Source organism: Reyranella sp., assembly GCF_965229815.1.
GTDB lineage: Bacteria > Pseudomonadota > Alphaproteobacteria > Reyranellales > Reyranellaceae > Reyranella.
In genome coordinates, this window is record NZ_CBDDJN010000006.1 from 1817297 (window position 1) to 1841744 (window position 24448).

The 24448-nt window shown below is 70.5% G+C and carries 23 protein-coding genes and 1 pseudogene; 12 read left to right on the forward strand and 12 right to left on the reverse strand.

Annotation, left to right across the window (positions count from 1 at the left end):
• Positions 1 to 191: 191 nt before the first annotated feature.
• The 4 genes and pseudogenes from ACO073_RS19990 to ACO073_RS20005 all read left to right on the forward strand — a co-directional run bounded on the left by ACO073_RS19990 (position 192) and on the right by ACO073_RS20005 (position 4126).
• On the forward strand, positions 192 to 974 hold the full coding sequence (locus ACO073_RS19990; protein WP_421999643.1) for a hypothetical protein: 783 nt from the start codon (positions 192 to 194) through the stop codon (positions 972 to 974).
• A 135-nt stretch (positions 975 to 1109) separates the two neighbouring features.
• Positions 1110 to 1622, forward strand: coding sequence for a hypothetical protein (locus tag ACO073_RS19995; RefSeq protein WP_421999645.1), 513 nt, complete (start codon positions 1110 to 1112; stop codon positions 1620 to 1622).
• 117 nt (positions 1623 to 1739) lie between these two features.
• A pseudogene (rpmE, locus tag ACO073_RS20000) lies at positions 1740 to 1952 on the forward strand (50S ribosomal protein L31); the annotation flags it as partial.
• A 137-nt stretch (positions 1953 to 2089) separates the two neighbouring features.
• Positions 2090 to 4126: a molybdopterin-containing oxidoreductase family protein gene (locus ACO073_RS20005; protein ID WP_421999647.1), complete on the forward strand. Its 2037-nt coding sequence runs from the start codon at positions 2090 to 2092 to the stop codon at positions 4124 to 4126.
• A gap of 12 nt (positions 4127 to 4138) precedes the next feature.
• Here the strand turns inward: ACO073_RS20005 and ACO073_RS20010 are convergent, their stop codons facing one another.
• Positions 4139 to 4450 carry a putative quinol monooxygenase gene (locus ACO073_RS20010; RefSeq protein WP_421999648.1) on the reverse strand — a complete coding sequence of 104 codons (312 nt, stop codon included), beginning with the start codon at positions 4448 to 4450 and terminating at the stop codon, positions 4139 to 4141.
• Positions 4451 to 4647: 197 nt separating this feature from the next.
• Between ACO073_RS20010 and ACO073_RS20015 the strand changes: the two genes are divergently transcribed.
• The gene (locus tag ACO073_RS20015; RefSeq protein ID WP_421999649.1) at positions 4648 to 5418 is read left to right on the forward strand and encodes a gamma-glutamyl-gamma-aminobutyrate hydrolase family protein; all 771 of its coding nucleotides are present in this window, start codon (positions 4648 to 4650) and stop codon (positions 5416 to 5418) included.
• On the opposite strand, the gene ACO073_RS20020 is transcribed toward ACO073_RS20015, so the two are convergent.
• Positions 5415 to 6839, reverse strand: a complete 1425-nt coding sequence (locus ACO073_RS20020) for an MFS transporter (RefSeq protein ID WP_421999651.1) — start codon at positions 6837 to 6839, stop codon at positions 5415 to 5417. The two genes, ACO073_RS20015 and ACO073_RS20020, sit on opposite strands and share 4 nt — an antisense overlap.
• 163 nt (positions 6840 to 7002) lie before the next feature.
• Between ACO073_RS20020 and ACO073_RS20025 the strand changes: the two genes are divergently transcribed.
• The 4 genes from ACO073_RS20025 (at position 7003) to ACO073_RS20040 (ending at position 11233) form a co-directional block, all read left to right on the forward strand.
• The gene (locus ACO073_RS20025; RefSeq protein WP_421999652.1) at positions 7003 to 8592 is read left to right on the forward strand and encodes an ABC-F family ATP-binding cassette domain-containing protein; all 1590 of its coding nucleotides are present in this window, start codon (positions 7003 to 7005) and stop codon (positions 8590 to 8592) included.
• 50 nt (positions 8593 to 8642) lie between these two features.
• Positions 8643 to 9692, forward strand: a complete 1050-nt coding sequence (locus ACO073_RS20030) for a bifunctional transcriptional activator/DNA repair enzyme AdaA (protein WP_421999654.1) — start codon at positions 8643 to 8645, stop codon at positions 9690 to 9692.
• Positions 9685 to 10209, forward strand: a complete 525-nt coding sequence (gene ogt, locus ACO073_RS20035; RefSeq protein WP_421999656.1) for a methylated-DNA--[protein]-cysteine S-methyltransferase — start codon at positions 9685 to 9687, stop codon at positions 10207 to 10209. The genes ACO073_RS20030 and ogt overlap by 8 nt, the downstream gene beginning before the upstream one ends.
• Positions 10210 to 10288: 79 nt before the next feature.
• The gene (locus ACO073_RS20040; RefSeq protein WP_421999658.1) at positions 10289 to 11233 is read left to right on the forward strand and encodes an LLM class F420-dependent oxidoreductase; all 945 of its coding nucleotides are present in this window, start codon (positions 10289 to 10291) and stop codon (positions 11231 to 11233) included.
• Here the strand turns inward: ACO073_RS20040 and ACO073_RS20045 are convergent.
• A complete protein-coding gene (locus ACO073_RS20045) occupies positions 11211 to 12170 on the reverse strand; it encodes an alpha/beta hydrolase (RefSeq protein WP_421999660.1) in 960 nt (319 codons plus the stop codon). The two genes, ACO073_RS20040 and ACO073_RS20045, sit on opposite strands and share 23 nt — an antisense overlap.
• 289 nt (positions 12171 to 12459) lie before the next feature.
• Here ACO073_RS20045 and ACO073_RS20050 point away from each other — a divergent pair, with 289 nt between their 5' ends.
• Positions 12460 to 12771, forward strand: coding sequence for a hypothetical protein (locus ACO073_RS20050; protein ID WP_421999662.1), 312 nt, complete (start codon positions 12460 to 12462; stop codon positions 12769 to 12771).
• A gap of 72 nt (positions 12772 to 12843) precedes the next feature.
• Here ACO073_RS20050 and ACO073_RS20055 read toward each other — a convergent pair whose 3' ends face one another.
• From ACO073_RS20055 to cysG, 5 genes are all read right to left on the reverse strand, one after another.
• Positions 12844 to 13815 (reverse strand): ferritin-like domain-containing protein, encoded by a 972-nt coding sequence (locus tag ACO073_RS20055; RefSeq protein WP_421999664.1) that lies wholly within the window; start codon positions 13813 to 13815, stop codon positions 12844 to 12846.
• Positions 13816 to 13890: 75 nt separating this feature from the next.
• Positions 13891 to 14334: a DUF934 domain-containing protein gene (locus tag ACO073_RS20060; protein WP_421999665.1), complete on the reverse strand. Its 444-nt coding sequence runs from the start codon at positions 14332 to 14334 to the stop codon at positions 13891 to 13893.
• Entirely contained in the window at positions 14321 to 16012 is a 1692-nt protein-coding gene (locus ACO073_RS20065) for a nitrite/sulfite reductase (RefSeq protein ID WP_421999667.1), read from the reverse strand. Before ACO073_RS20065 ends, ACO073_RS20060 begins: the two co-directional genes overlap by 14 nt.
• On the reverse strand, positions 16005 to 16319 hold the full coding sequence (locus ACO073_RS20070; protein WP_421999669.1) for a DUF2849 domain-containing protein: 315 nt from the start codon (positions 16317 to 16319) through the stop codon (positions 16005 to 16007). The genes ACO073_RS20065 and ACO073_RS20070 overlap by 8 nt, the downstream gene beginning before the upstream one ends.
• A complete protein-coding gene (gene cysG, locus ACO073_RS20075; RefSeq protein ID WP_421999671.1) occupies positions 16319 to 17656 on the reverse strand; it encodes a siroheme synthase CysG in 1338 nt (445 codons plus the stop codon). Before cysG ends, ACO073_RS20070 begins: the two co-directional genes overlap by 1 nt.
• A 301-nt stretch (positions 17657 to 17957) precedes the next feature.
• Between cysG and ACO073_RS20080 the strand changes: the two genes are divergently transcribed.
• Positions 17958 to 18401, forward strand: a complete 444-nt coding sequence (locus ACO073_RS20080) for an Hsp20 family protein (protein ID WP_421999673.1) — start codon at positions 17958 to 17960, stop codon at positions 18399 to 18401.
• Between the two features lie 198 nt (positions 18402 to 18599).
• Here the strand turns inward: ACO073_RS20080 and ACO073_RS20085 are convergent, their stop codons facing one another.
• The 4 genes from ACO073_RS20085 to ACO073_RS20100 are packed head-to-tail and all read right to left on the reverse strand — an operon-like array spanning position 18600 to position 23183.
• Entirely contained in the window at positions 18600 to 19532 is a 933-nt protein-coding gene (locus ACO073_RS20085; protein ID WP_421999675.1) for a fumarylacetoacetate hydrolase family protein, read from the reverse strand.
• The gene (locus ACO073_RS20090) at positions 19529 to 19867 is read right to left on the reverse strand and encodes a carboxymuconolactone decarboxylase family protein (RefSeq protein ID WP_421999677.1); all 339 of its coding nucleotides are present in this window, start codon (positions 19865 to 19867) and stop codon (positions 19529 to 19531) included. The genes ACO073_RS20085 and ACO073_RS20090 overlap by 4 nt, the downstream gene beginning before the upstream one ends.
• A gap of 26 nt (positions 19868 to 19893) precedes the next feature.
• Complete coding sequence (locus tag ACO073_RS20095) at positions 19894 to 20841, reverse strand: VOC family protein (RefSeq protein WP_421999678.1); 948 nt, start codon at positions 20839 to 20841, stop codon at positions 19894 to 19896.
• An 11-nt stretch (positions 20842 to 20852) separates the two neighbouring features.
• Complete coding sequence (locus ACO073_RS20100) at positions 20853 to 23183, reverse strand: xanthine dehydrogenase family protein molybdopterin-binding subunit (RefSeq protein WP_421999680.1); 2331 nt, start codon at positions 23181 to 23183, stop codon at positions 20853 to 20855.
• A 203-nt stretch (positions 23184 to 23386) separates the two neighbouring features.
• Between ACO073_RS20100 and ACO073_RS20105 the strand changes: the two genes are divergently transcribed.
• Complete coding sequence (locus ACO073_RS20105) at positions 23387 to 24439, forward strand: alcohol dehydrogenase (protein ID WP_421999681.1); 1053 nt, start codon at positions 23387 to 23389, stop codon at positions 24437 to 24439.
• Positions 24440 to 24448: the final 9 nt, after the last annotated feature.

A 24448-nucleotide genomic window follows, 5' to 3' on the forward strand; every position in this document is an offset into this window, starting at 1 on the left:
GATGGCCCAGGAACTCCACGCTGCATCCGACGGTCTGGGCCGGAGTCCTACGCGCAACGCCGCCGACAAATCAATCGCCGCGATAGCTCTGGCTCACCATCCGCGGCGATTGCCGCCCCTCCGGCGCAACCTATAACGGTCGCCGCAGCGGCCCAATCGCGGCCTCGCAGGCGCCCACCGAGAGAGTGACCATGATCGACTGGCTCTACACCCTCCCTGAAGTTCTTCTCGTTCTCGTTGCTGCCGGCATCCTCGCCGCCGTCATCACGTCGCTGCCCCGGCTGGTGCGCCACGTGCCGGTGCTGGCGCCGAGCGACGTCAACACAGACTTCGTGATCCGCGTTCAGGCGACCCTGTTCACGATGTGCGGCCTGATCCTGGCCTTCACCCTGGTCGAGGCGGACGGCAACTTCCGGCGCGTCGACGCGCTGGCCTCGGCCGAGGCCTCGCACATCGACCGGCTCGACCGCCTGCTCGCCCGCTACGACGGCGCCGCCACGGTGGAGATCCGCGGCGACCTCGCAGCCTACCTGCGCTCGATCCTCAAGGACGACTGGCCCGAGATCCTGCGCGGCAGCGAGAGCGACAAGACGCGCGAGGCCTTTGCCCCCGTCTCGCGCGGCATCCTGGCGCTGGCGCCGACCCCTGGCCGCCAGACCGAGATCTATTCCGAGATGCTGCGGGCCTTCGACGCGGTCGCCGAAGGCCGCGACGCGCGGATCAATGCCGCGGCGACCGGCCTGCCGCGCATCTACTGGGTCGTCATCCTGTTCGCCGCCATGACGCTGCTGTTCGTGTCCAGCACAATGCACCCCAGCCCCTTTCGGAAGGTGATCCTCGCCTGCCAGATGGCGGTGCTGGGCGCCTTCATCGGCTTCGTGTTCGTGATGGACCAGCCGTTCAAGGGCGAGACGGCGGTGCAGACCGATCACTACACCCGCGCGCTGAAGCACATGGAGGCACGGAAGCAGTAGGGCCCGCGAGCGGGGTGGTCCGGGCCGCCCATCTGCTCGTATCCCTGTCGAGTCGGGGAGATCAGCGCACTTGCAGGCAGCCATTTGCCGCCGACCGGCGCTACAATGGCCGACGGGAGCGCAGGAAACGGACGTATGCCCATCTACATGGAGATTTCCCCGCTGCATCGCCTCGTGACGATCGTCGCGCGGGGGACGATCGGCGCCGACGAGATCCGGGGCGCGGTCCAGAAGCTGGCCGACGCCAATGTCCGCCGGTTCGGCAAGATCGTCGAGATCGCGGGCGCCACCGCCGAGGTCACGCCCCAGCAGATCGCCGGCCTGGCGCAGATGCTGCGCCGCGACCCGGCCGCCCGGGGGCCCGTGGCCTTCGTCGTGCGCTCGAAGAACCCCCAATTTGCCAGCCTCTTTGCCGCAGAGACCGCGCAGGAAGGCCCCATCCAGATCTTCCTGAGCATCCACGAGGCGCGCCGCTGGGTCGCCGCGACGCAGCAGGCCGCCGCCCAGGCGGGCCAGAAACCGGCCGCGCCGGTGCAACCCGCCCCGCAGGACATCGACATCTGGGCCGACCCCCGCCGCGAGGGCACCCTGTTCCGCGGGAGTCGCCAGCGCGACGTGCTCCTGCAGGAAAAGGTCACCAGCGAATAGGGCCCAAAGGCGGCTTGTCCCCGGCCGGCATGGCCTGTATACCCCCCGGGCCTGTCGCGCCGGCCGTCGACGCCCGAAAGGGCGCGGACCGGCCCTTTCGGCGCTGGAGATCTGGTCATGAAAGAGAAGATTCATCCCGACTACCACAAGGTCACGGTCGTCATGACCGACGGCTCGTCCTTCGAGACCCGCTCGACCTGGGGCAAGGAAGGCGCCAGCCTGCGGCTCGACATCGATCCCAAGACGCACCCCGCCTGGACGGGCGTGCGCCAGTCGATCGATCGCGGCGGCCGCGTGCAGCGCTTCAAGGACCGTTTCGGCATGACCGGCAGCGCCGAAGGCGGCATGGGCGCCGGCACCAAGTCGAGCGGCACCAAGCCGGAAGCCGCTCCCGCCAAGAAGAAGTAATCGGGGCTTTCCACGAGCCTCTGCTACACTCCGTCTTCCAGTTTCGGGGAGACGGTGTGGTGAAGTCGCAAGTCCGAGTCGTCTGTGCGCACGATTGTCCCGACATGTGCTCGCTGCTGGCGCATGTCGAGGACGGCCGGATCGTGCGGGTCCAGGGCGACCCCGACCATCCGTACACGGCGGGCTTCGCCTGCGGGAAGGTCAACCGCGACGCCGACCTCGTCAATTCGCCCGAGCGCCTGGCAACACCGCTGAAGCGCACCGGCGCCAAGGGCTCCGGCCAGTTCGCGCCGATCGGCTGGGACGAGGCGCTCGACGAGATCGCCAGCCGCTGGAAATCCGTCATCGCCGAGAGCGGCCCGCTCGCCCTGCTCGGCTACGCCTACTCCGCCCACCAGGGGCTGATGAACCGCGGCCTGGTCAACGGCCTGTTCCATGCGCTTGGCAGCTCGCGCCTGCAGGCCGGCACGGTCTGCGACACGTGCTGCGAGGCGGCGTGGGACGTGACGGTCGGCCCGGTCGGCGGCGCCGATCCGGAGGACGTCGTCCATTCCGACCTGGTGATCTCCTGGGGCGCCGACCTCGCGGCGACCAACGTCCATTTCTGGGCGCTGGCCGAGGAGCAGAAGAAGAAGCGCGGCATGCCGATCGTCGTGATCGATCCCCGCCGCACCCGCAGCGCCCGGGCCGCCGACCTCTACCTGCCGATCCGCATCGGCACCGATGCCGCCCTGGCGCTCGGCATCATGCACATCCTGGTGCGCGACGGGCGCGCCGACCGCGGCTACATCGCCCGGCACACGCTGGGCTTCGACGCGGTCGAGCGCGACATCCTGCCGAAGTTCCCGCCGGCCCGCGTCGCCGAGATCACCGGCCTCGCCGTCGCCGACATCGAGAAGCTCGCCGCGATGTACGGCCAGGCCAAGGCCGCCCTGATCCGGCTGGGCGAAGGCATGACCCGCCTCACCCATGGCGGCCAGGCGCTGCGCACCGTGGCGCTGCTGCCCGGCGTCTCGGGCCATTACGGTGTGAAGGGTGGCGGCGCGCTGCTGCTGACCGCGGCCTCCTGCGACCTCAACTACGCCGCGGTGCGCCGGCCCTCGGGGCCGGCGGCGACCCGCAACATCAATCATCTGCGCCTGGGCGACGCGCTCCTCACCCTGTCCGATCCGCCGATCCGCGCGCTCTACATCTCGGCCAACAATCCGGCGGTGACCTGCCCCGAGGTGCACAAGGTCCGGAAGGGCCTGATGCGCGAGGACCTGTTCACCGTGGTCCACGACCCGTTCATGACCGACACCGCCCGCTACGCCGACATCGTGCTGCCGGCGGCGAGCTACCTCGAGACCGACGATCTCTATCGCGCTTACGGCGCCTACTGGATGCAGTGGGGCCGGCAGGCGGCCAAGCCCCGGGGCGCAGCGCGCTCCAACTTCGACGTCGCCCAGGCGCTGGCCAAGCGCATGGGCCTCACCGATCCGATCTTCGGCCTGGCGCCTCAGGACGCGGCCCTCGAGCTCTTCAAGGGCGCCACCGGTCCCGCCGCCGCAGCCGACAAGCAGAAGCTGTTCGCCGGCGAGCCGATCTCGATCAAGCACCAGCGCGAGGGTCAGCCGTTCGCGACGCCATCCGGCAAGCTCGAGTTCCATTCGGAGCAGCTCGCGCGTCAGGGCCTGTCGCCGGTCCCCGACTGGAGCGAGGATCCCGTCGAGGCGGCGGAGGCGGCGACGTGGCCTCTCCGCCTGCTCACGGCACCCGGCTACTTCCAGGCGCACACCGCCTTCTCCGGCGTCGACTTCCTGCGCATCCGCGAGGGCAAGCCGCATTGCGTCCTGCATCCCGAGGAAGCCGCGAGGCGCGGCCTCAAGGACGGCGACGCGGTGCGCCTGTTCAACGGCCGCGGCGAGATCGGGCTGGTCCTGCAGGTCGCCGACGACGTCCAGCCCGGCGTCGTGCTGGTGCCGGGCCAGCGCCCGACCGGCGAAGCGGTGTCGGGCACCATCAACATGCTGTGCTCGGACCGCTACACCGACATGGGCGAAGGCGCCACGTACCAGAGCACGTGGCTCGAGGTCGGGCCGTGGCAGGGAGCGTAGGGCCGGCGGGACCTACACGAAGCGGTGCTGCGTGCGTTCGCGCCGGGCGAGCCTGGGCAGCGCCTGACCGGCGATCAGCTCCTTGAAGTGCGCGGTCTGCTGGTGCTCGGCGAAGGCCGCCTCGTCCCGGAAGACCTCGTAGAAGAAGAACTTCTGCGGATCGCTGGTCGACTGGTGGATCTGGAAGGCCTTCACCCCGGGCTCGCGCTGGGCCTGCGGCAGGAAGCGGCGCACGATGGCGAGCAGGGCGTCGGCCTCGCCGGGATTGGCTTCCCACTGGGCGGTGACGACGAGGCCGTCCTTGAGGTCGTGAAGATCGGTCATGGCTCTCTCCTCTGTGGCAACGGCCCGGAGACTAGCCCTGCCGGGCGGACCCTCGTTTCGGCCGCGGCCGAACCGGTACGAACCGGCCCCGATTAGTTTTCCGATGGCTGACCTGCTGGCGATTCTCTTTTCCCTTGGCATGAAATGAGCTAGCTCCGTGGGCGAAGGAGACGGAGTCGAGCGCGAGTGGCTGTAACATGAAGAGACCGGTGGTCGGCGTGATCGGAAATGCGCACGTCGTGAACGACCGACACAACGTGCAGCTGGTGGGCCAGCGCAACATGAAGGCGGTCGCCGAGGTGGCGGGCGCCCTGCCCCTGATGTTCGCGGGAACGCCCGACATCACCGACATCGACGCCCTGCTGCAGGCGGTCGACGGCATCCTGCTGACCGGCGCGCGGGCCAACGTCCATCCGACCCATTTCGGCGTCGAGCCCGATCCCCGCCACGAGCCCTACGACCACGAGCGCGACGCGATGGCGCTGTCGCTGATCAAGGCCTGCGTCGAGCGCAGCGTGCCCCTGCTCGGCATCTGCCGCGGCTTCCAGGAGATGAACGTCGCCTTCGGCGGCACGCTGCATCCGGAGATCCGCGACATCCCCGGCCGCATGAACCACCGCATGCCGCGGCTGGAGAACGGCGAGATCCATCCCGATCCCGACGTCGTCTTCGCCGATCGCCACGAGGTGCGCCTGGCCGAGGGCGGCGTGTTCGCCCGCCTGATGGGCTGCGACTGCATCCGGGTGAACTCGCTGCACGGCCAGGGGATCCTCGAGCCGGGCCGGCGCGTGGTCATCGAAGGCGTCGCCGAGGACGGCACGATCGAGGCCATCCGCATCGCCGACGCCCCCTGCTTCGCGCTCGGGGTGCAGTGGCACGCCGAGTACGATCCGCAGTCCAACCCGGTCAACCGGGCGCTCTTCAAGGCCTTCGGCGAGGCCCTGGAGAGCCACCAGAAGGCGGCTTAGGCGGGCCGCCTCTCGGGCAGGCGCAGCCGCGCCAGCCGCAGGCCGACCAGCACGGCCACCACCGCCGCGGCGGCAAAGCTCATCGGCACCCAGAAGGCCGCCGACGCGATGTCCGCGCGGTTCAGCCCGGCCGACAGGCCGGCGGCATTGGCGGCGAGGCCCGCGAGCGCGGCCCCCAGCGCGAAGCCGGTCTGCTGCACCGTGGCCACGGAGGAGGCCGCGAGGTTCTCCTCGCCAGCGCGCGCGCCGGTCATCACCCGCTGGGCGATGAACGCCCAGCAGCCACCGATGCCCGCGCCCACGAGGGCGATCGCGGGGAAGACGAGCAGCACGGGCTCGCGCTCCATCAGCAGGGCGACGCCCAGCAGCCCGGCCAGCATCATCAGCGGGCCGGCGACCAGCAGGCGCCCGGTGCGCTCGGGCGGCGTCTCGGCCACCACGAGCGACATGCCGGTCCAGCCGAAGGAGGCGCCGGCCACCATGTAGCCGGCCCCCAGCGGATCGAGCCCGTGCAGGCCCTGCAGGAAGATCGGCACGAAGATCTGCAGCGGGCTGTAGGAGATCGCGACGGTGAGGGCGAGCCAGAGGCCGAGGCCGGTCGGGCTGCGCAGCGAGAAGGCGTCGGTCGGCAGCAGCGGCTGATGCGCCCGGCGGTCGACCGCGAGCGCGACCGCCAGCGTCGCGACCGCCAGCGCGAGCAGCGCCGCCTTGGCGGCCGCGCCCGGGACGACGGCCATCGCCGACAGGCCGGCGATGGCGCCGCAGATCAGCGCGATGCGCAGGACCGGAACGCGCGCGCCCTCGCCGCTGGTGGCGCTGCGCGGCAGGGCGCGCAGGGCCACCAGCGACAGCAGGGCGGCGATGCCGGTGACCGCGAAGAACGCGCCGCGCCAGTGGCCGTAGCGTGCGAACAGGCCGCCAACCAGCGGGCCGACCAGGATCGACAGGCTCCAGGCACCGGACAGCAGCGCGAAGCCGCGCGCCCACAGAACCTGCGGAAAGGTGCTGCGCACCAGCACATAGGCCATGGCGGTGAGCAGCCCGCCGCCAAAACCCTGCACGAAGCGGCCGGCCACGATCAGCGCCATCGACGGCGCCAGCGCGCAGGTGAGCGCCCCCACGCCGAAGATGACTGCGCCGGCGGAAAACACCGTGCGCGCGCCGAGGATCGAGGTGAGGTAGCCGGTGCAGGTCGCCGCCACGATCGACGAGGCGAGGAAGGCGCTCGATGTCCAGCTCATGAGCGTCGCGCCGCCGAGGTCCTCGACGACGCTCGGAAGGACGGTCGCCAGCATCAGCACGTTCATCGAGTGCAGCAGCACGCCGCCGACCAGGACCGCCACGGCGGGCAGCCAGGCCGGCCGCAGCATCGCGCTCCAGCCCGTGTCCGCCGTCCCTTGCGGCGCCGTTTCCTCCGACATGGGGGCCGAATGATCATGTTCCCGCGGCGCGGTCAAATGACCTTGGTCGCGCCACGATTGGCCGTTACAAGGACCGCTCCCGTTCTCCAGAAGGAAGTGTGCGCCGTGGATCGTCTGCCGACCGCAACCCTCGCCCGTCTTGCCGTCGCAGAGATCCGCTTCGATGTCCCCTTCCGTCATCCTTTCCGGTCTGGCCTGGTCGCTTCCCGACGGCCGTCCGCTCTTCACTGACCTTACCCTCGGCTTCGAAGCCGAGCGCACCGGACTGGTCGGACGCAACGGCGTCGGCAAGTCGACGCTGCTCGCCCTGATCGCCGGGCGGCTGCGGCCGCACGCCGGTTCGGTCGCCATCCATGGCCGCCTCGCGGTGCTGCGCCAGCTCGTGCAGGTCGCCGACGGCGAGACGATCGCCGACCTTTTCGGTGCCCGCGCGGCGCTCACGGTCCTGCGGCGTGCCGAGCGCGGCGATGCCGGGATCGACGAGCTGACAGGCGCCGACTGGACGCTGGAGAGCCGCATGGCGTCGGCCCTGGCGCGGACCGGGCTCGCGGCCGAGCCCGACACAAAGCTCGCTCGCCTGTCGGGTGGCCAGCGTACGCGCGCCAGCCTGGCGGCGCTGCTGTTCGCCGAGCCCGACTTCGTCCTGCTCGACGAGCCGACCAACAATCTCGACCGCGACGGACGGCGCGCCGTGCTCGACCTGCTGGCCGGCTGGCAGGCCGGCGCGCTGGTGGCGAGCCACGACCGCGAGCTCCTCGAGACGGTCGACGCCATCGTCGAGCTTGGCCCGCTCGGCGCGATGCGCCATGGCGGCAACTGGAGCGTCTACCGGGAACGCCGCGACCTCGCGCTGGCCGCCGCCCGGCACGATCTCGAGACCGCCGAGCGGCGCGTCGCCGCGATCGAGGAGCGCGCGCAGGCGACGGCCGAGCGACAGGCCCGCCGCGCCGGTGCCGGCCGGCGCCAGGCCGCGCGGGGCGGCACGCCACGCATCCTGCAGGGTGCGCGGCGCGACCGCAGCGAAGGCACGAGCGGCGGCCAGGCGCGCCTGGCCGACCGCCGGCGCAGCCAGGCCCTGGCCGACGCCACCGATGCACGGGCTCGTATCGAGGTGCTGCAGCCGATCGCGGTCACGCTGGCGGCAACCGGCCTGCCGTCTGGACACACGGTGCTGGAGTTCGAGGGCGTGTCCTTTGCTCATACCGGTGGACCGCCGATCATCGACGGGCTGTCGCTCTCGATCACCGGCGCCGAGCGCGTCGCCGCTACCGGACCGAACGGCAGCGGCAAGAGCACCCTGCTCGCCCTCGCCGCCGGTCGGCTCGACCCCACTGCCGGCAGCATCCGGCGCGTCGCCGACGTTGCCCTCCTCGATCAGACGATGAGCCTGCTCGATCCCGCGGCATCGATCCTCGACAACTTCCGGCGGCTCCATCCCGGCAGCGACGAGAATGCCTGCCGGGCCGCGCTGGCCCGGCTGATGTTCCGCGCCGACGCCGCCCTTCAGGCCGCGGGCTCGCTGAGCGGTGGCCAGCAGGTGCGCGCCGCGCTCGCCTGCGTGCTGGGCGGCGGCCGCCCTCCCTCGCTGCTGATGCTGGACGAGCCGACCAACCATCTCGACCTCGACGCGCTGGAGGCGGTCGAGGCCGGGCTGCGCGCCTACGACGGCGCGCTGCTGGTCGTCAGCCATGACGAAGCCTTCCTCGAAGGCATCGGCATCACCCGACGGGTGGCACCGACCGCGGCGGCATAGAGGTCCGAAAACCGCGAGCCGACCTGACGCCCGCAGACTAGAGTCGATCCATGGAACTGCTCGACCGCCGCACCTACTACAGGGCCTTCCAGACCCACGACGTCCGCTTCGACGGGCGCGTCTTCGTCGGCGTCACCTCGACCGGCATCTACTGCCGGCCGATCTGCCCGGCGCGCTGTCCCCGGTTCGAGAACTGCCGCTTCTTCGTCTCGGCCGCGGCGGCGCAGGAGGCCGGCTTCCGGCCCTGCCTGCGCTGCCGGCCCGAGATCGCCCCCGAGCTCGCCTTCTGGCGCGGCACGGCCAACACGGTGAGCCGCGCACTGGCGCTGATCGCCGATGGCGCGCTCGACGGCGACGATGCCGATGTCGAGAGGCTGGCCGAGCGGCTGGGCGTCGGCGGCCGCCAGTTGCGCCGCCTGTTCCAGCGCCATCTCGGGGCCTCGCCGATCGCCGTCGCCCAGACCCGCCGCGTGCTGTTCGCCAAGCAGCTCCTGCATGACACTCACCTGCCGATGGCAGAGGTGGCGCTGGCCTCGGGCTTCGGCAGCATCCGCCGCTTCAACGAGACCTTCCGCGACCTGTTCGGGCGGCCGCCGAGCGCGCTCCGCCGGAAAGGCGGCGCCTCGGAGTCGGCGCGCGAGGGCGTGACGCTCCGGCTCGCCTATCGTCCACCCTACGACTGGCCGGGCATGCTGGCGGCCCTGTCGTCGCGCGCGGCGGCGAAGACCGAATGGATCGACGACGACGTCTGGCATCGCCGCATCGACCTCGACGGCCGGCAGGGCAGCGTCGCGGTCGCCCATCTCGGCGCGCGCAACTCCGTCCTGGTCACCATCCACTTCTCCTGCGTGAAGGCCCTGCCCGCGATCGTGGCCCGCGTGCGCCGCGTCTTCGATCTCGGCGCCGACATCGCCACCATCGACAGCCATCTCGCCCGCGATCCCCGGCTGGCGCCGCTGATCCGCCGCCGCCCCGGTCTGCGCGCGCCCGGCGACTGGGAGCGCGACACGATGCCGGCCGCGGCGAGCGACGGGCCGCCGGCCTGGCGGCCCTGGCAGGCCTACGCCACCCAGCACCTCAGGATGGCCAGCCATGCGTGAGCCTCTCGCCCTGCTCGTCGACCGGCTCGACACGCCGATCGGCGAACTGCTGGTCGTTGCCGACCGCGACGGCCAACTGCGCACCGTCGACTGGACCGACCACGAGGCGCGCATGCGCCAGCTTCTCGACCGCTACTATGGACGCGACGGCTACACGCTCGAGGCCGCGCGCGATCCCGGCGGGCTCACGCGGGCGATGCGCGCCTACTTCGCCGGGGATGTCGACGTCATCGAGACGCTGCCGGTGGCCACCGCCGGCACGCCGTTCCAGACCAGCGTCTGGCGCGAGCTGCGCCGCATCCGCCGTGGGGGGACCATCAGCTACGCCGAACTGGCGAGCCGCATCGGCAAGCCGCGGGCGGTACGTGCCGCCGGCCTCGCCAACGGGCAGAACCCGATCAGCATCGTCGTGCCCTGCCATCGCGTCATCGGCTCGGACGGCACGCTGACCGGCTACGGCGGCGGCCTGCCGCGCAAGAAATGGCTGCTGCAGCACGAAGGCGCCTGGGCGGCTTAGAGCATTTCCCACGAGCGCGCCGGACGGGGTTTTGGGGTCAAATGCGATAGCCCTGCGATCTGTCCAACTGGAGCACGCCATGCGCTACGGCTTCTACCTCCCCACCCGAGGCCCCACCGCCACCCGTGATGGCATCCTCTCGCTGGCCCGCGCCGGCGAGCGGCTCGGCCTGCACTCGGCCATGGTCGCCGATCACATCGTGTTCCCGGTCGAGAGCGACTCGCCCTATCCCTACACGCTGGACGGCAAGCATCCCGGGACCGGCGACGCGCTCGAGACCTTCACCATCCTGGGGCTCGTGGCCGGCGCGACGGAGAGGCTGCGGCTCGTCACCTCGGTGCTGGTGCTGCCCTACCGCAACCCGGTGCTGACGGCGAAGCTCGTGGCGTCGCTCGACGTGCTGTCGGGCGGCCGCGTGACGCTGGGCGTCGGGGTCGGCTGGCTCAAGGAGGAGTTCGAAGCCCTGGACAGCCCCGACTTCGACCGGCGCGGCACGGTGACCGACGAGTGGCTCACCATCTTCAAGCAGCTCTGGACGACGTCGCCGGCGACGTTCGATGGCAGGTTCTACCGCTATGCCGACATACGCTGCGAACCTTTCCCCTTGCAGAAGCCGCATCCGCCGATCTGGGTCGGCGGCCATTCGACGGCCGCGCTGCGCCGCACCGCGCGGTACGGCGACGGCTGGCACCCGGTCGGCGCCATCGCCGCCTCGCCGCTGCCGCCGCAGGAGATGACCGCGCATCTGCAGCGCCTGAGGCAGATGACGGAAGCGGAGGGCCGCGACTTCGACGCGCTCACGATCTCCTACAAGGCGCCGCTCTACGACACGTCCATTCCCGATCGCGACGGCAGCCGGCGCAGCTTCTCCGGCACGGCCGAAGAGATCGCCGACGACATCCGCGCCTTCGCCGCCATCGGCGTGCATGAGCTGATCTTCGATTTCCGCGGCAGCGCGATCGCCGAGAGCATCGAGCGGCTCGAGCGCTTCGCGGCCGAGGTCATCCCGCTGGTCGGCCGCTGAGGGGCGCTGCCCCACCAAAGATGCCGCGCGCCCAGGCGCAGGCATCCTCGAGGGCGGCGTCGGCGCCGCCCACCAGGCCGACCCAGAACAGGAACCCATGGTTCATGCCGGGCCGGCGGGTGATCTCGGCCGGCACGCCGGCCGCGCGCAGGCGCTCGCCATAGCGCTCGGCCTCGTCGCGCAGGGGATCGTACTCGGCGCTCAGCACATAGGCTGCCGGCAGGCGCGAGAGGTCGGGCGCGCGCAACGGCGAGGCATGCGGATGGGAAGCATCCCCGGTCTCGCCGAGATAGTGCGCCCAGAACCACTCCATCGTGTCGCGCGTCAGCCCGTAGCCGTCGGCATTCTCCGCGTAGGAGGGCGTGCCGGGCGTGTGATAGTCGGTGACGGGATAGAGCAGCATCTGGCCGACCAGCCCCGGTCCGCCCTCGTCGCGCAGGCGCAGCGCCGTCACCGCCGCCATGTTGCCGCCGGCGCTGTCGCCCGCGACCATGATGCGCGCGGCATCGGCGCCGAGCTCGGCGGCGTGTGCCGCCGCCCAGCGCGTCGCCGCCAGGCAGTCGTCGGGACCGGCGGGGAAGCGGTGCTCGGGCGCCAGCCGATAGTCGACCGAGACCACCAAGCAGCCGATGCCGGCGGCGAGGTTGCGGCACATGCCGTCATGCGTATCGAGGCTGCACAACACGAAGCCGCTGCCGTGGAAGAACACCATCAGCGGGAACGGCCCCTTCCCCTGCGGCGTGTAGATCCTGAGGCGCATCGGCCCGGCCGGACCGTCGATCGTGCGATCCTCGACGCGCTCGACGGCGGCCGGTTGCGCCATCACCGCAATGCGCGCCTCGTACAGGCGGCGCGCCTCCGCAACGGACAGCGTGTGCGTGGCCGGCACGCCGGTGCCCCTGTCGAGCAGGGCCTGGATCTGCGGATCGACGGGCATGCTTCCTCCTGAGCGTCTTGCTGCGGACGGTGCGCCCGGCAGAGCAGCGTGGCAATCCTCGCCGTCACCGACGACCGCGCTGCGGGCCGCGACGAAAAGGAGCCGGCCACGTTGATGTCACATTCGCGGATTTAATCGCGCGACTTTTGCCGGAACGGGTTGACCGTGCGTCAACCACGGCTAGGGTGAACAGGCGTCGCGGCCGCTTCCCTCTCGATACCGCCTCAAGGCGGGAGGCCGACGAACTGCACTCTCTCCACCGCAAAACGACCATCCACAGGAGCGTGCGATGAAGATGAATGCCGCACAGATCGAGCGGACGCTCGACAGGCTGAATTCCGAAGCCCTCAACGCCCAGACCATTCCGCCGGAACATCCGATCATCCCGCAGCTCGAGCGGATGTTCGGCGAGCATACCTACTTCCTGGACGGACGCGGACTTTCCATCGTCGAGCCCGTCGACGCCGAACAGTCGGACGCGAGGCGTGGCGTCGTGATCAACATCGCGAGCTGGGCCGATACCGGCGGCGACAAGCTGCAGCCGCACGGGCCCGAGCCGACGGCCACGGTCGTCGAGCTCGACGTCGACACCCGTCAGTAGACGGACCATCGACCGATCGCGGGCGCCGCGGCGTCCGCCATCTGTCGATGCCTGATTCGCCGGAGGCTCCGGTCAGGCCGCGAGCCTGATGCCGAACGACTGCAGGCTGGGAACGATCCGTTCGCTCAGCAGCCCGACCTTGCGCAGGTTGCGGACCAGCCCGTCGTGCAGGTCGCGGCGGAAGAACTTGCGGAACGCGGTCTCGTCGCCGCCGGCGGCGCGCTCGCGGCGATAGCGCTTGATCTCGTCGAGGTCGGCCTTGCCGAAGCCCATCTCCTGGTAGGCGGCGAGCGGGAAGATGCCGGACAGGGTGCGGCTGAGCGCCCACACGGCGAACTCCTCCATCTCGCGGCGCTCGGCGTCGCTCGCGCCGGCGACCATCGCCGGCAGCGACAGCATGGCGAAGCCCATGTGGCGCGCCTCGTCCTGCAGGATGCGGCGGCACACCTGGCGCAGCACCTCGTCCTTCGACGATTCCGCCAGCATGCGGAACAGCGACACCGCGAAGGTCTCGGCGACGAGCTGCAGGCCGATCGTCTTCAGGTGCCAGGACGAGGTCGACAGCAGCGTGTCGAAGATCTCCTTCACGTTGCCGCCCAGCGGATAGATGCCGCCGTCCAGGCGCAGCTCGAGATAGCGCTGCAGCACCTCGTTGTGCCGCGCCTCGTCGGCGACCTGGGTCGACTGGAAGAGCTTGGCGTCCTGCCCCTCCACGCAGTCGACGAGCTGGCTGCACAGCAACATGGCGCCGTGCTCGCCCTGCACCAGTGTCGAGAGCCGCCAGCGCGTCACGCGGCGGTTGAGCTCGATGCGATCCGCCTCCGACAATGCGTCCCAGAAACGCGTGCCATGAATGTCGACCAGATCGTCGGCGATCAGACCGCCATCGCCGGCCAGCGCGACGTCCCAGTCGATGTCGCGGGCGGCGTTCCACTGGTCGACCTTGGCCTGCTCGTAGAGCCGCCGCAGGTCCGACTGGTCGCTGCTGTAATCGTGACGGAAGTGCGCTGTGTTACGCGTCTCGACCTGGTGTCCGCTGGTCACGGCATTCCTCCATGTCGTTCTTCTTGCGAGGAACGCTAGGAGGAAATGCCGTGGCTGGCAACGCCCGCCGCAGCGTCAGGCGGGTGGCGCGCCGGCCTCCGCCAGGCGCAGCAGCGCCGCCGGCGCCCGGCCGTCTTCGGTCGGCTGGTAGACGACGCTGAACAGGCCGCGCGCGCTGGCCAGCGCCTCGCCGAAGCCCTTCTGCTCGCTGTCGAAGGAATCGAAACCGCAGCGCAGCAGGAAGGGAAGCTGGTCCTGCAGCACGTTGCCGGTGGCCCTGAGCTCGCCGGCGTAGCCCAGCCGGCCGCGCAGCAGGCGGGCCTGGCTGTAGGCGCGGCCGTCGCTGAACTTGGGAAAATTCAGCACGACCAGGCGCAGGCCGCCGACATGCGGGGTGAGCGCCTCGACCTCGTCGGTGTTGGACAGGGACACGGCGGGCCAACCCGTCCGCTTCTGCCATTCGGCCAGCGGCAGCGGCTCCAGGATGGAGGCGCCGCCCTTCTCGCTAAACAGTGCCATAGACCGTCTCCTTGAAGGGTTGGATGCCGATGCGGCGGTAGGTGTCGACGAAGCGCTCGCCGTCGGCGCGGTGCGCGAGGTAGGTGGCGACCAGGGCATCGACCGCCTCGACCACCTGGTCGGCGCCGAGCGCCGGCCCCAGGATGGTGCCGAGCGCGGTGCGGCCGAAATCGACGTCGCCGCCCAGGCTCACCTGGTAGAGCTCGACGCCGTTGCGGTCGACGCCGAGGATGCCGATGTGGCCGACATGGTGATGGCCGCAGGCGTTGATGCAGCCCGAGATCTTGATCTTGAGGTCGCCGATGTCGTGCTGGCGCGCGACGGCGGCGAAGTGCGTCGAGATGCGCTGGGCCACCGGGATCGAACGCGCGTTGGCGAGCGCGCAATAGTCGAGGCCCGGGCAGGCGATGATGTCGGTGACCTTGCCGACATTGGCCTCAGCGAAGCCCAGTCGGCCGAGCGCCCGCCACACCGACGGCAGGTCCTCGACCGCGACATGCGGCAGGACGAGGTTCTGCTCGTGGCTGACGCGGATCTCGCCCTGGCTCCAGGCGTCGGCGATGTCGGCCACGCCCTCCATCTGCGCCGCGCTGGCGTCGCCCGGCGGTGCGCCGGCGGGCTTCAGCGAGGCCGTGACGATGCGGTAGCCGGCCATCCGGTGCGGGGCCACGTTCGCCTTCAGCCACAGCGCGAACTCGGGCTCGTCCAGCCGCAGCGCTTCGACCGCCGGCACGACGGCCGGCCGGTGCGGCAGCGGAGGCGGCGCGAACTGCCGCGCGATCGCCTCGATGGTCGCGGCCGGCAGGCGCAGCGCCCCGTCCTTCAGCGCTGCGTACTCGGCCTCGACCTCCTCGCGGATATTCTCGGCGCCGACCTCGTGCACCAGGATCTTGATGCGCGCCTTGTAGAGGTTGTCGCGCCGGCCGTAGCGGTTGTAGACGCGCAGCGTCGCCTCGAGATAGGCCAGCAGCTCTTCGCGCGGCAGGAACGCGCGCAACGTCTTGCCGATCATCGGCGTGCGGCCGAGGCCGCCGCCGACGATGACCTCGAAGCCGACCGCGCCCGCCTCGTTGCGCCACAGGCGCAGGCCGATGTCGTGCACCCGCACGGCGGCGCGGTCGTTCGGCGAGCCGGTGATGGCGATCTTGAACTTGCGCGGCAGGAAGCTGAACTCGGGATGGAGCGTCGACCACTGGCGCACGATCTCGCACCAGATGCGCGGATCCTCGATCTCGTCGATCGCCGCCCCGGCGAAATGGTCGGCCGTGACGTTGCGGATCACGTTGCCCGAGGTCTGGATGGCGTGCATGTCGACCTCGGCCAGGGCCGCCAGCGCGTCGGGCGCATCCTCGAGCCGGATCCAGTTGAGCTGCAGGTTCTGGCGCGTCGTGAAGTGCCCGTAGCCGCGGTCGTAGCGGCGGGCGATGTCGGCGAGCTTGCGCAGCTGGTGCGACGACAGCGTGCCGTAGGGGATGGCGATCCGCAGCATGTAGGCATGGAGCTGCAGGTAGAGGCCGTTCTGCAGCCTGAGCGGCTTGAACTGCTCCTCGGTGAGCTCGCCGGCCAGCCGCCGGCGCACCTGGTCGCGGAACTGGGCGATGCGCTCGGCCAGCAGCGTCCGGTCGTAGGAATCGTAGCGGTAGAAGTGGTGCGGAATCGGCAGGTGGGTGTCAGGCATAGCGCACCGCGTCGGCGGCGATGGCCGCGAAGGTGAGGCCCGAGGCGCGGATGCGCTCGCGCAGGCTGAGCGGCTCCAGCGCGCCGTCGGCGTCCTGCGCCACCGCCACCAGGAAGGGATCGATGACGCCGAATGCCTCGGCCCGGGCGCGTTCGAGCAGGATCTCGCCCGCGCGGCCACCACTCGCCACGGCGGCGCGGTCGAGCCGCGTCGTCCACTGGCCGGCATCGTCGAGGAACACGACCATGCCGTCGCCCAGCCGGTTGGCGGAGGCGATCGTGAGATCGCCGTTCAGGTTCTTGGCCATCAGGACACCTTCGCGAGGGGAACGGGTTCGACCGCGGCGAGGCCCACGACCTCGCCGACCAGGATGAGGCTCGGGCCGGCACCGTCGCGCGCGTGGGCAGCGGCGAGTCGCGCCAGGTCGCCGAGCCGGCCGGTCGTGACCCGCTGGTCGGGCCGCGTGCCGTTCTCGACGACGGCGACCGGCGTCGCGGGCGGCGTGCCGGCGTCCAGCAGGCGATCGCGCACGGCGGCTGCCTCGCTGGCGCCCATGTAGATCGCGAGCGTATGACCGCGGGCGGCAAGTGCCGGCCAAGCCGGCTCGCGCCCGCCCTCGGCGCCTCTCGCCGTCACGAAGGTGACGGCCGAGGCCAGCCGGCGATGGGTGAGCGGGATGCCGGCGGCGGCCGCGCAGCCCAGTGCCGCGGTGACGCCGGGCACGACCGTGTACGGCAGGCCGGCGGCGCGCAGCGCCTCGACCTCCTCGCCGCCGCGGCCGAACACGAAGGGGTCGCCCGCCTTCAGGCGGACCACGGTCTGGCCGGCCGTCACCCGGCGTACCAGCTCGGCCTCGATCTCGGCCTGCGACCAGCCGGGCCGTCCCTTGCGCTTGCCGACCGCAATGCGCTCAGCGTCGCGACGGGCGCGGTCGACCACGGCGGCGGGAACGAGATCGTCGTGCAGGACGACGTCGGCCTCGGCCAGGAGCTGGGCGGCGCGGAGCGTCAGCAGGTCGGGATCGCCGGGCCCGGCGCCCACGAGATGGGCGATGCCGACCGGCGCCAGGCCGCGGCGCGCGGCGTCGAGTTCGGCCAAGGCGGCGCGACGGGCGCCCGGACCATCACCGGCCAGGGCCAGCCGCGCGGCGGGCCCGTCGGCCAGGCGGCGGAAGAAGGCGCGGCGCTGCCGCGGGTCGCGCACCAGCGCCTTGGCCTGGGCGCGGAAGGAAGCCGCCAGGCCGGCCAGGGCGCCGAGCCCCGCCGGCAGCACGGCCTCGAGGCGCTGGCGCAGGCTGGCGGCCAGGCTGGGCGAGGCGCCGCCGGTCGAGACCGCGACCACGACGTCGCCGCGGTCGACGATGGCCGGCAGGATGAAGTCGCAGAGGGCGGGACGATCGGCCACGTTCACCGGCACGCCGGCGCCGCGCGCGGCCTGCCAGGCGGCGCGATCGCGCGCCTCCTCGCCGGTCGCCACGAACACCGCCGCGACACAAGCGAGGTCGGCCGCGGCCAGCCGCTCGAACCGCACGATCTCGGCGCCGGCGGCGCGGGCGAGCGCGGTACGCGCCTCGGCGACGGCCCCCTCGCCCACCACCGCGACGCGGCGGCCGGCGAGGTCGAAGAACAGCGGCAGGTGCCTCATGACGGGCGGCCTGCCGGGGCGCCGTGGGGCGCGCGGGCGAGGTCTGACAGGGTGGGAAAACGCGGCATGCTCGGGGCTCCGGCGGCGATCGTCTCGATCTGGCGTGTCTTCGCACATCCGCCACGAGTTGAATTACCGAAGGTGCCGCGCGGGGGAGCAATTCTTGCCGGCCACCGAGCCACGAAGGAAATTTTTCCTCCCCTTGACGCGCCGGAAGCCGTTCCTAAATCAGCGCTGTCCCCCGTGCCCATCCCGGGGCGGGAACGACGACAGACACATCGCTCACTGGAGGATGATGACCATGCGTACTTTCGATTATTCCCCGTTCTATCGCGCGACCGTCGGCTTCGACCGGGTGTTCGACCTGCTCGATTCCGTGGCAAGCCAGCCCGGCGCGAACGGCTACCCGCCCTACAACATCGAGAAGGCCGGCGACAACGCCTACCGGATCGTGATGGCGGTGGCGGGCTTCGCCGAGGCCGAGCTCAACGTGACCCAGAAGGAGAACGAGCTCCTGGTCACCGGCCAGACCGCCCAGAACGGCCAGGACGAGAAGCAGTACCTCTATCGCGGCATCGCCGGGCGCAACTTCGAGCGCCGCTTCCAGCTCGCCGACCATGTCAAGGTCACGGGCGCGAAGCTTGCCAACGGCCTGCTGACGATCGAGCTGCAGCGTGAGATCCCGGAGGAGAAGAAGCCCCGCGCGATCCCCGTCCAGGCCGCCCAGGCCGCGCTGACCCACTAACGGCCGCACCACGAACGAAAGGCGCCGCGGGCAACCGCGGCGCCTTATTCGTTGGGCCCAATGACCCCTCCGCCCGCTGGCACGCAGGGAGGAGTCGAGAGCGCCCCCCCCTGTCATCCCGAGCGCAGCGAGGGACCCTTCGGGATCAGGGAGGGTCCCTCGGCCTGCGGCCTCGGGATGACAGCGTTGCCGTGGCGCTTACTTGGGCGCGTACTTGCCGCCGGTCTGCGGCGTATGCGGGCCCTCGCCGCCCTTGTCCTTGTGCTGCGAGCGCGTCGTGCGCTCCCAGGTGCGCTTGTGCTCGTCCTTCACCGACACGTGCAGCGTGCCGACCTTCTCGATCGTGAGCTCGATCCTGTCGCCGTCCATGAAGGCGTTGAGCCCGCGATGGTTGGTGCCGGTGGCCAGGATGTCGCCCGGCTCCAGCGTATGGGTCGAGCTCGCCCATTCGATGCAGCGCGGGATGGCGTGGGCCATGTCGTTGGTGTTGAACTTCTGCATCACGGTGCCGTTGTTGGTCAGCGTGACGCCGAGATTCTGCGGGTCGGCGATCTCGTCGGCGGTGACGATCCACGGGCCGATCGGCGCGAACGTGTCGCGCGACTTCACCTGGAAGAAGACGTTGTTCGGCGGCGGCAGGCCGCGCGCCGAGCCGTCGATGAAGCACGTGTAGCCGAAGATGTGCTTCATGGCGTCGGCCTGCGGCACGCGGGTCGACCGCTTGCCGATCACCAGGGCGAGTTCGGCCTCGCCCTCGAAGATCGTTGCCGGCACGTCGGGCAGCACCATCGTGTCGCCGTCGCCGATCACCGCCGTCGCCGCCTTGTGGAAGGCGTTGATCGACGGCTTCTCCTTCAGCGTGCCGTCTTCCATGTAGTTCACCGCCATGCAGACGATGTTGCCGGGCTTCGGAACGGGCGGCCGCAGGCGCACGTCCTTCAGCGGCACGCCCTTGCCGTCGGCGGCCGCCTTCTCGACCTTGGCCTTCCACGACTCCCAGCGGTCGATCAGGCCGATGATCAGGTCGCGGTTGTGCAGGTGCGGGATCTCCTTCACCGCATCGGTGATGTCGACGACCGAATCGCCCTTGATGACGCCGAGCCGGAAATCGTTGAAATAGCAGAGCTTCACTTCTTGTCCCCTTGTTCGAACACCTTCTTGGCGACGTTCGCCGCCGACATCGCGACCGGCCATCCGCCGTAGAAGGCGAGATGGGTGATGACCTCGAGCAGTTCCTCCTTGGTCACGCCGTTGTTGAGGGCGCGCTGGAAATGGCCGACCTGCTGCTCCGTGCGGTTGAGCGCGATCAGGGTGGCGCAGGTGATCAGGCTGCGGTCGCGCTTGGACAGGCCCTTGCGCTCCCAGACGTCGCCGAACAGCACGTTGTCGGTGAGGTCGACGAGCTTGGGAGCGAACGAGCGCAGCGCGTCGCGGGCAGCCGACGAATCGGCGGGTCGATCGGACATGGTTTCTCCTTCGGTTGGATGGCGATCTACGGGCTGGCGTGGCCGATGAAGTGTGCCGGCGGCCGCTCTCCCCATTGCGACTGCAGCCCCTCCTCTGCGCTCACCAGATTGCCGCCGTTGGCGGCGTTCAGCCGGTCGGTGTCCGCCCAGCGCTCGTGCACGCGGCCCCAGGGATCGGCCCAGTAGTCGTAGACCTGGCTGCCCAGCAGGTGGCGGCCGATGCCCCACATGTGCCGGTACTTGCCCACGCGCTTCAGATGCTCGTGGTCCTGGAAGACGGCGTCGATGTCCTGCGCCTCGTAGGACACGTGGTTGAGGCCGGTCTTCTCGTTGTGGACGCAGAACAGCACGTGATGGTCGACATATTCGTCGCCGCGATCGAGGCGGCTGAAGGCGCCGATCAGGTTGTCCTTGTCGCCGGCATAGACGTCGTCCGAGCGGATCATGCCCAGCGTGTCGCGGAACCAGGCCACCGTCTCCTTGACCTTCGGCGTCGCCAGCACGCCGTGGCCGATGCGCTGGATGGTGGTCGGCGACTTGCCAAGCCGCATCAGCCGGCCCTTGCGGCGTAGCGGCTCGCCGCCGGTGTTGACGGGATCGCGCGCGACCTCGATCGGCGCGACCGTCTGCATGCCGTGGATGACCTCGACCTGGTAGCCGTTGGGCTCGGTGAGGCGCACGCGGCGGCCGCCTCCCGGCTCGTTCACCGTCTCGATGCCCGAGGCGCCCGGCAGCGCCGCCAGGCGCTCGAGGTCGTCCTCGCTCGCGGCGTGGTAGGCGAAGCCGATGAAGCGCGTGCCGCCCTTGTGCACGGCGTGCAGGTGGTGATGGCCGTCGGCGCCGCGCATGTAGAGCGCGTCCGGCGTCCGCTCGGCCCTCACCAGGCCGAAATTCGTGAGGAACTCCTCCATCTCGTCGAGGTCCGGCGCCTCCATGCGCGGAAACGCGAACTCCGCGGCCTTGATCGCGACCATACCTGCACTCCCTAGTTCCTGGCCTGCTGGATGGCCCGCCAGACGTTGAGCGGCGTGGCGGGCATGGCGACGTCCGTCACGCCGAGCGGCGCCAGGGCGTCCATGATGGCGTTCATCACGACGGGCATCGCGCCGACGGTACCGGCCTCGCCGGCGCCCTTGGCGCCCAGCGGGTTGTACTGCGTCGGCACCGGGTTGCTCTTCACTTCCATGTTCGGGACCATCTGGGCGTGCGGCATGGCGTAGTCGAGGAAGCTCGCGGTGAGCAGCTGGCCCGATTCGCGGTCCCACACGACCTGCTCGCACAGGATCTGGCCGATCCCCTGGGCGACGCCGCCGTGAATCTGTCCCTTCAACCCGATCGGGTTCATGACCGTGCCGACATCGTCGACCACGAAATAGCGGTCCGGCGTGACGTCCCCGGTCTCGGGATCGACCTCGACCTCGCAGACATGGCAGCCGTTGGGGAACGTGTCCTTCTGGCCGAGATAGGTCGCGTTCTCGTATAGCCCGCCCTCGAACCCCTTGGGCCATTTGGCCGGGCTGAAGGCGGCCATCGCCACCTGCTTCAGGGTGACGCTGCGGTCGGTCCCCTTCACCTTGAAGACACCATCGGCGAAATCGATGTCCTGCTCGCCCGCCTCCAGCAGGTGGCCGGCCAGCCGGCGGCCCTTCTCGATCACCTTGCCGGCGGCGAGGTAGAGCGCCGAGCCGCCCAGCACCGTCGACCGCGAGCCGTTGGTGCCCATGCCGAAGGCAACGCGGTCGGTGTCGCCGTCGATGTACTGCACGTCGTTCGGGTCGATACCCAGCCGCTCGTGCAGGATCTGCTTGAACATCGTCTCGTGCCCCTGGCCCTGCGCCTTGGTGCCCATCAGCAGGGCCGCCGTACCGCCGGGATTGAAGCGGATCTCGGCATATTCCGGCTGCGCCGTACCGGCCGCCTGCTCGATGGCATTGACGATGCCGAGGCCGCGCAGCCGGCCGCGCTTCAGGGAGGCGGCCTTGCGCGCCTCGAAGCCCGCGACGTCGGCCAGCTCGATGGCCAGGTCGAGGTTCTTCTCGAACTGGCCGCAGTCGTAGAACGGGCCGACCGGGCTCTGATAGGGCAGCGCCGATTCCGGCAGCATGTTACGGCGGCGCAGCGCGATGCGGTCGACGCCGAGTTCGCGCGCGGCGTCGTCGATCAGCCGCTCGATCAGGTAGATCGCCTCCGGCCGCCCGGCGCCGCGATAGGGTGCCGTCGGGTTGGTGTTGCTGAGGACGCCGACCACGTCGATGTAGGCGGTCGGGATGCGGTAGACGCCCAGCACCGTGCCGATCATGCCGAACGGCGACAGGAGATTGCGGTCGGAGCCGACGTAGGCGCCGATATTGGCCAGCATGTTGAGCCGGAGCGCGACGAAGTTGTTGTCCTTGTCGAGGGCGAGCTCGATCTCTCCGACATTGTCGCGGCCGTGCTCGTCGGCCATCACCGCCTCGCTGCGCTCGCAGGTCCATTTGACCGGCCGGCGCAGCTTGCGCGCCGCCCACAGCGTCAGCCGGTGCTCGACATACTGCCACCCCTTGGTGCCGAAGCCGCCGCCGACGTCCTGGGCGATCACCCGCATCTTGCTCTCGGGGACCTTGAACACGCTCTGCGCCAGCATGTTGCGCACGCGATGGGGATACTGGACGTCGGCATGGAGCACCATGCGGTCCTCGCCCTCATCGTAGCTCGCCAGCGCGCCGCGCGGCTCCATGTACTGGGCGTGCACGCGGCTGATGACGTAGCGCCGTCGCACGACCCGGGCCGCCGCCTTGATCGCGGCGTCGGTCGCCGCCTTGTTGCCGCGCTCGACATGGTTGGAGACGTTGTCGGGACACTCGTCCCACACCGCCGGCGCATCGGGCTTTACCGTGTCCTCTGTCGTGGTCACCGACGGCAGCGGATCGTAGTCGATCGCCACCAGCTCGGCGGCATCCTTCGCTTCGGACAGCGTCCCGGCGACCACCATGACGACCGGGTCGCCGACGTAGCGCACGCGGTCGACCACCAGCGGCGGCCGCTGCGGCGCGAACATCGGCTTTCCGTCCGGACGCTTGCGCGGCATGTTGGCCTTGGGCATGCCGAGCCCGTCGGCCGCCACGTCGTGGCCTGTCAGCACGGCCAGGACGCCCGGCGCCGCCTGGGCGGCCGCGACGTCGATCGACCGGATGCGGGCATGGGCGTGGGGCGAGCGGACGAACACGGCGTGGGCCTGGCCCGGCAGGTTCACGTCGTTGACGAAACGGCCCTTGCCGCGCAGCAGGCGCGGATCCTCGAACCGCAGGACCGGCTGGCCGATTCCGTACTTGCTCATGACGCTTCCATCCCGTTGTGGCGGCGACTGTAGCCCGAACCGCACCGTTCGCTCAAAGTCATCATCCGGTCATATCCGCCCCGGCAGCCCGATATCCGCCCCGGCAGCCCGCCGACGGACGACCGAGCCATCGCGTGGCGAACCAGTAGCCCCGGAGCCGCCCGGATGCTTTAAGCTGGGCGCGCAAGACACGGGAGCAGGTCATGAAGAGCTACAAGGTGGTCGAATTCGGCAAGCCGCTCGAGAAGGTCGAGGAGCCGAACCCCGCCCCGCAGGGCACCGAGGTGCTGGTCCGCATCACCGCGGCCGGCGTCTGCCACAGCGACGTCCATCTGTGGGAGGGCTACTTCGACATGGGCGGCGGCAACAAGTTCTCCACCCAGAAGACGATGAACCCGCCCCGCACCATGGGCCACGAGATCGTCGGCGAGGTCGTCGCCGTCGGTCCCGACGCTAAGGGAGCGAATGCCGGCGACAAGGCGGTCGTTTATCCGTGGATCGGCTGCGGCACCTGCTGGTACTGCACTCACGGCAGCGAGCATCTCTGCCCGGCGCCGCGCGCGCTCGGCGTCAACAAGGACGGCGGCTATGCCGACCACGTCCTCGTGCCGCATCCGAAGTATCTCTATCCCTACGGCGACCTGCCGATCGAGCTCGCCTGCCTCTATGCCTGCTCGGGCATCACCGCCTTCGGCGCGGTCAAGAAGGCGGTCGGCCAGGATGCCGGCAAGCCGATCCTGGTGATCGGCGCGGGCGGCGTCGGCCTGATGGGCGTGCGCTTCGCCAAGTCGGTGCTGGGCCGCGAGCCGATCGTCGCCGACATCGACGAGGGCAAGCGCAAGCTTGCACTGGAGAACGGCGCCTGCGCCGCGCTCGACCCGCGCGACAAGGACGCGCGCAAGCAGGTCATGGAGCTGACCGGCGGCACCGGCGTCGGCGCCGCGATCGACTTCGTCGGCGCCGAGGCCTCGGCGCAGTTCGGCGTGCGCGCGCTCGGCCGCGGCGGCCGGCTGGTGATCGTCGGCCTGTTCGGCGGCACCTTCACGCTGCCGCTGCCGATGTTCGCCTTCACCGGCTGCCAGATCGTCGGCTCGGTGACCGGCAGCCCGGCCGAGATGAAGGAGATGATGGACCTCGTCGCCACGGGCAAGGTGACGCCGGTGCCGATCGTCAAGCGCCCGCTCGACGAGGCCGACGCCGCCCTGCAGGACCTGCGCAAGGGGCTGATCATGGGACGCGCCGTCCTGGTGCCCTGACGGGCCGGC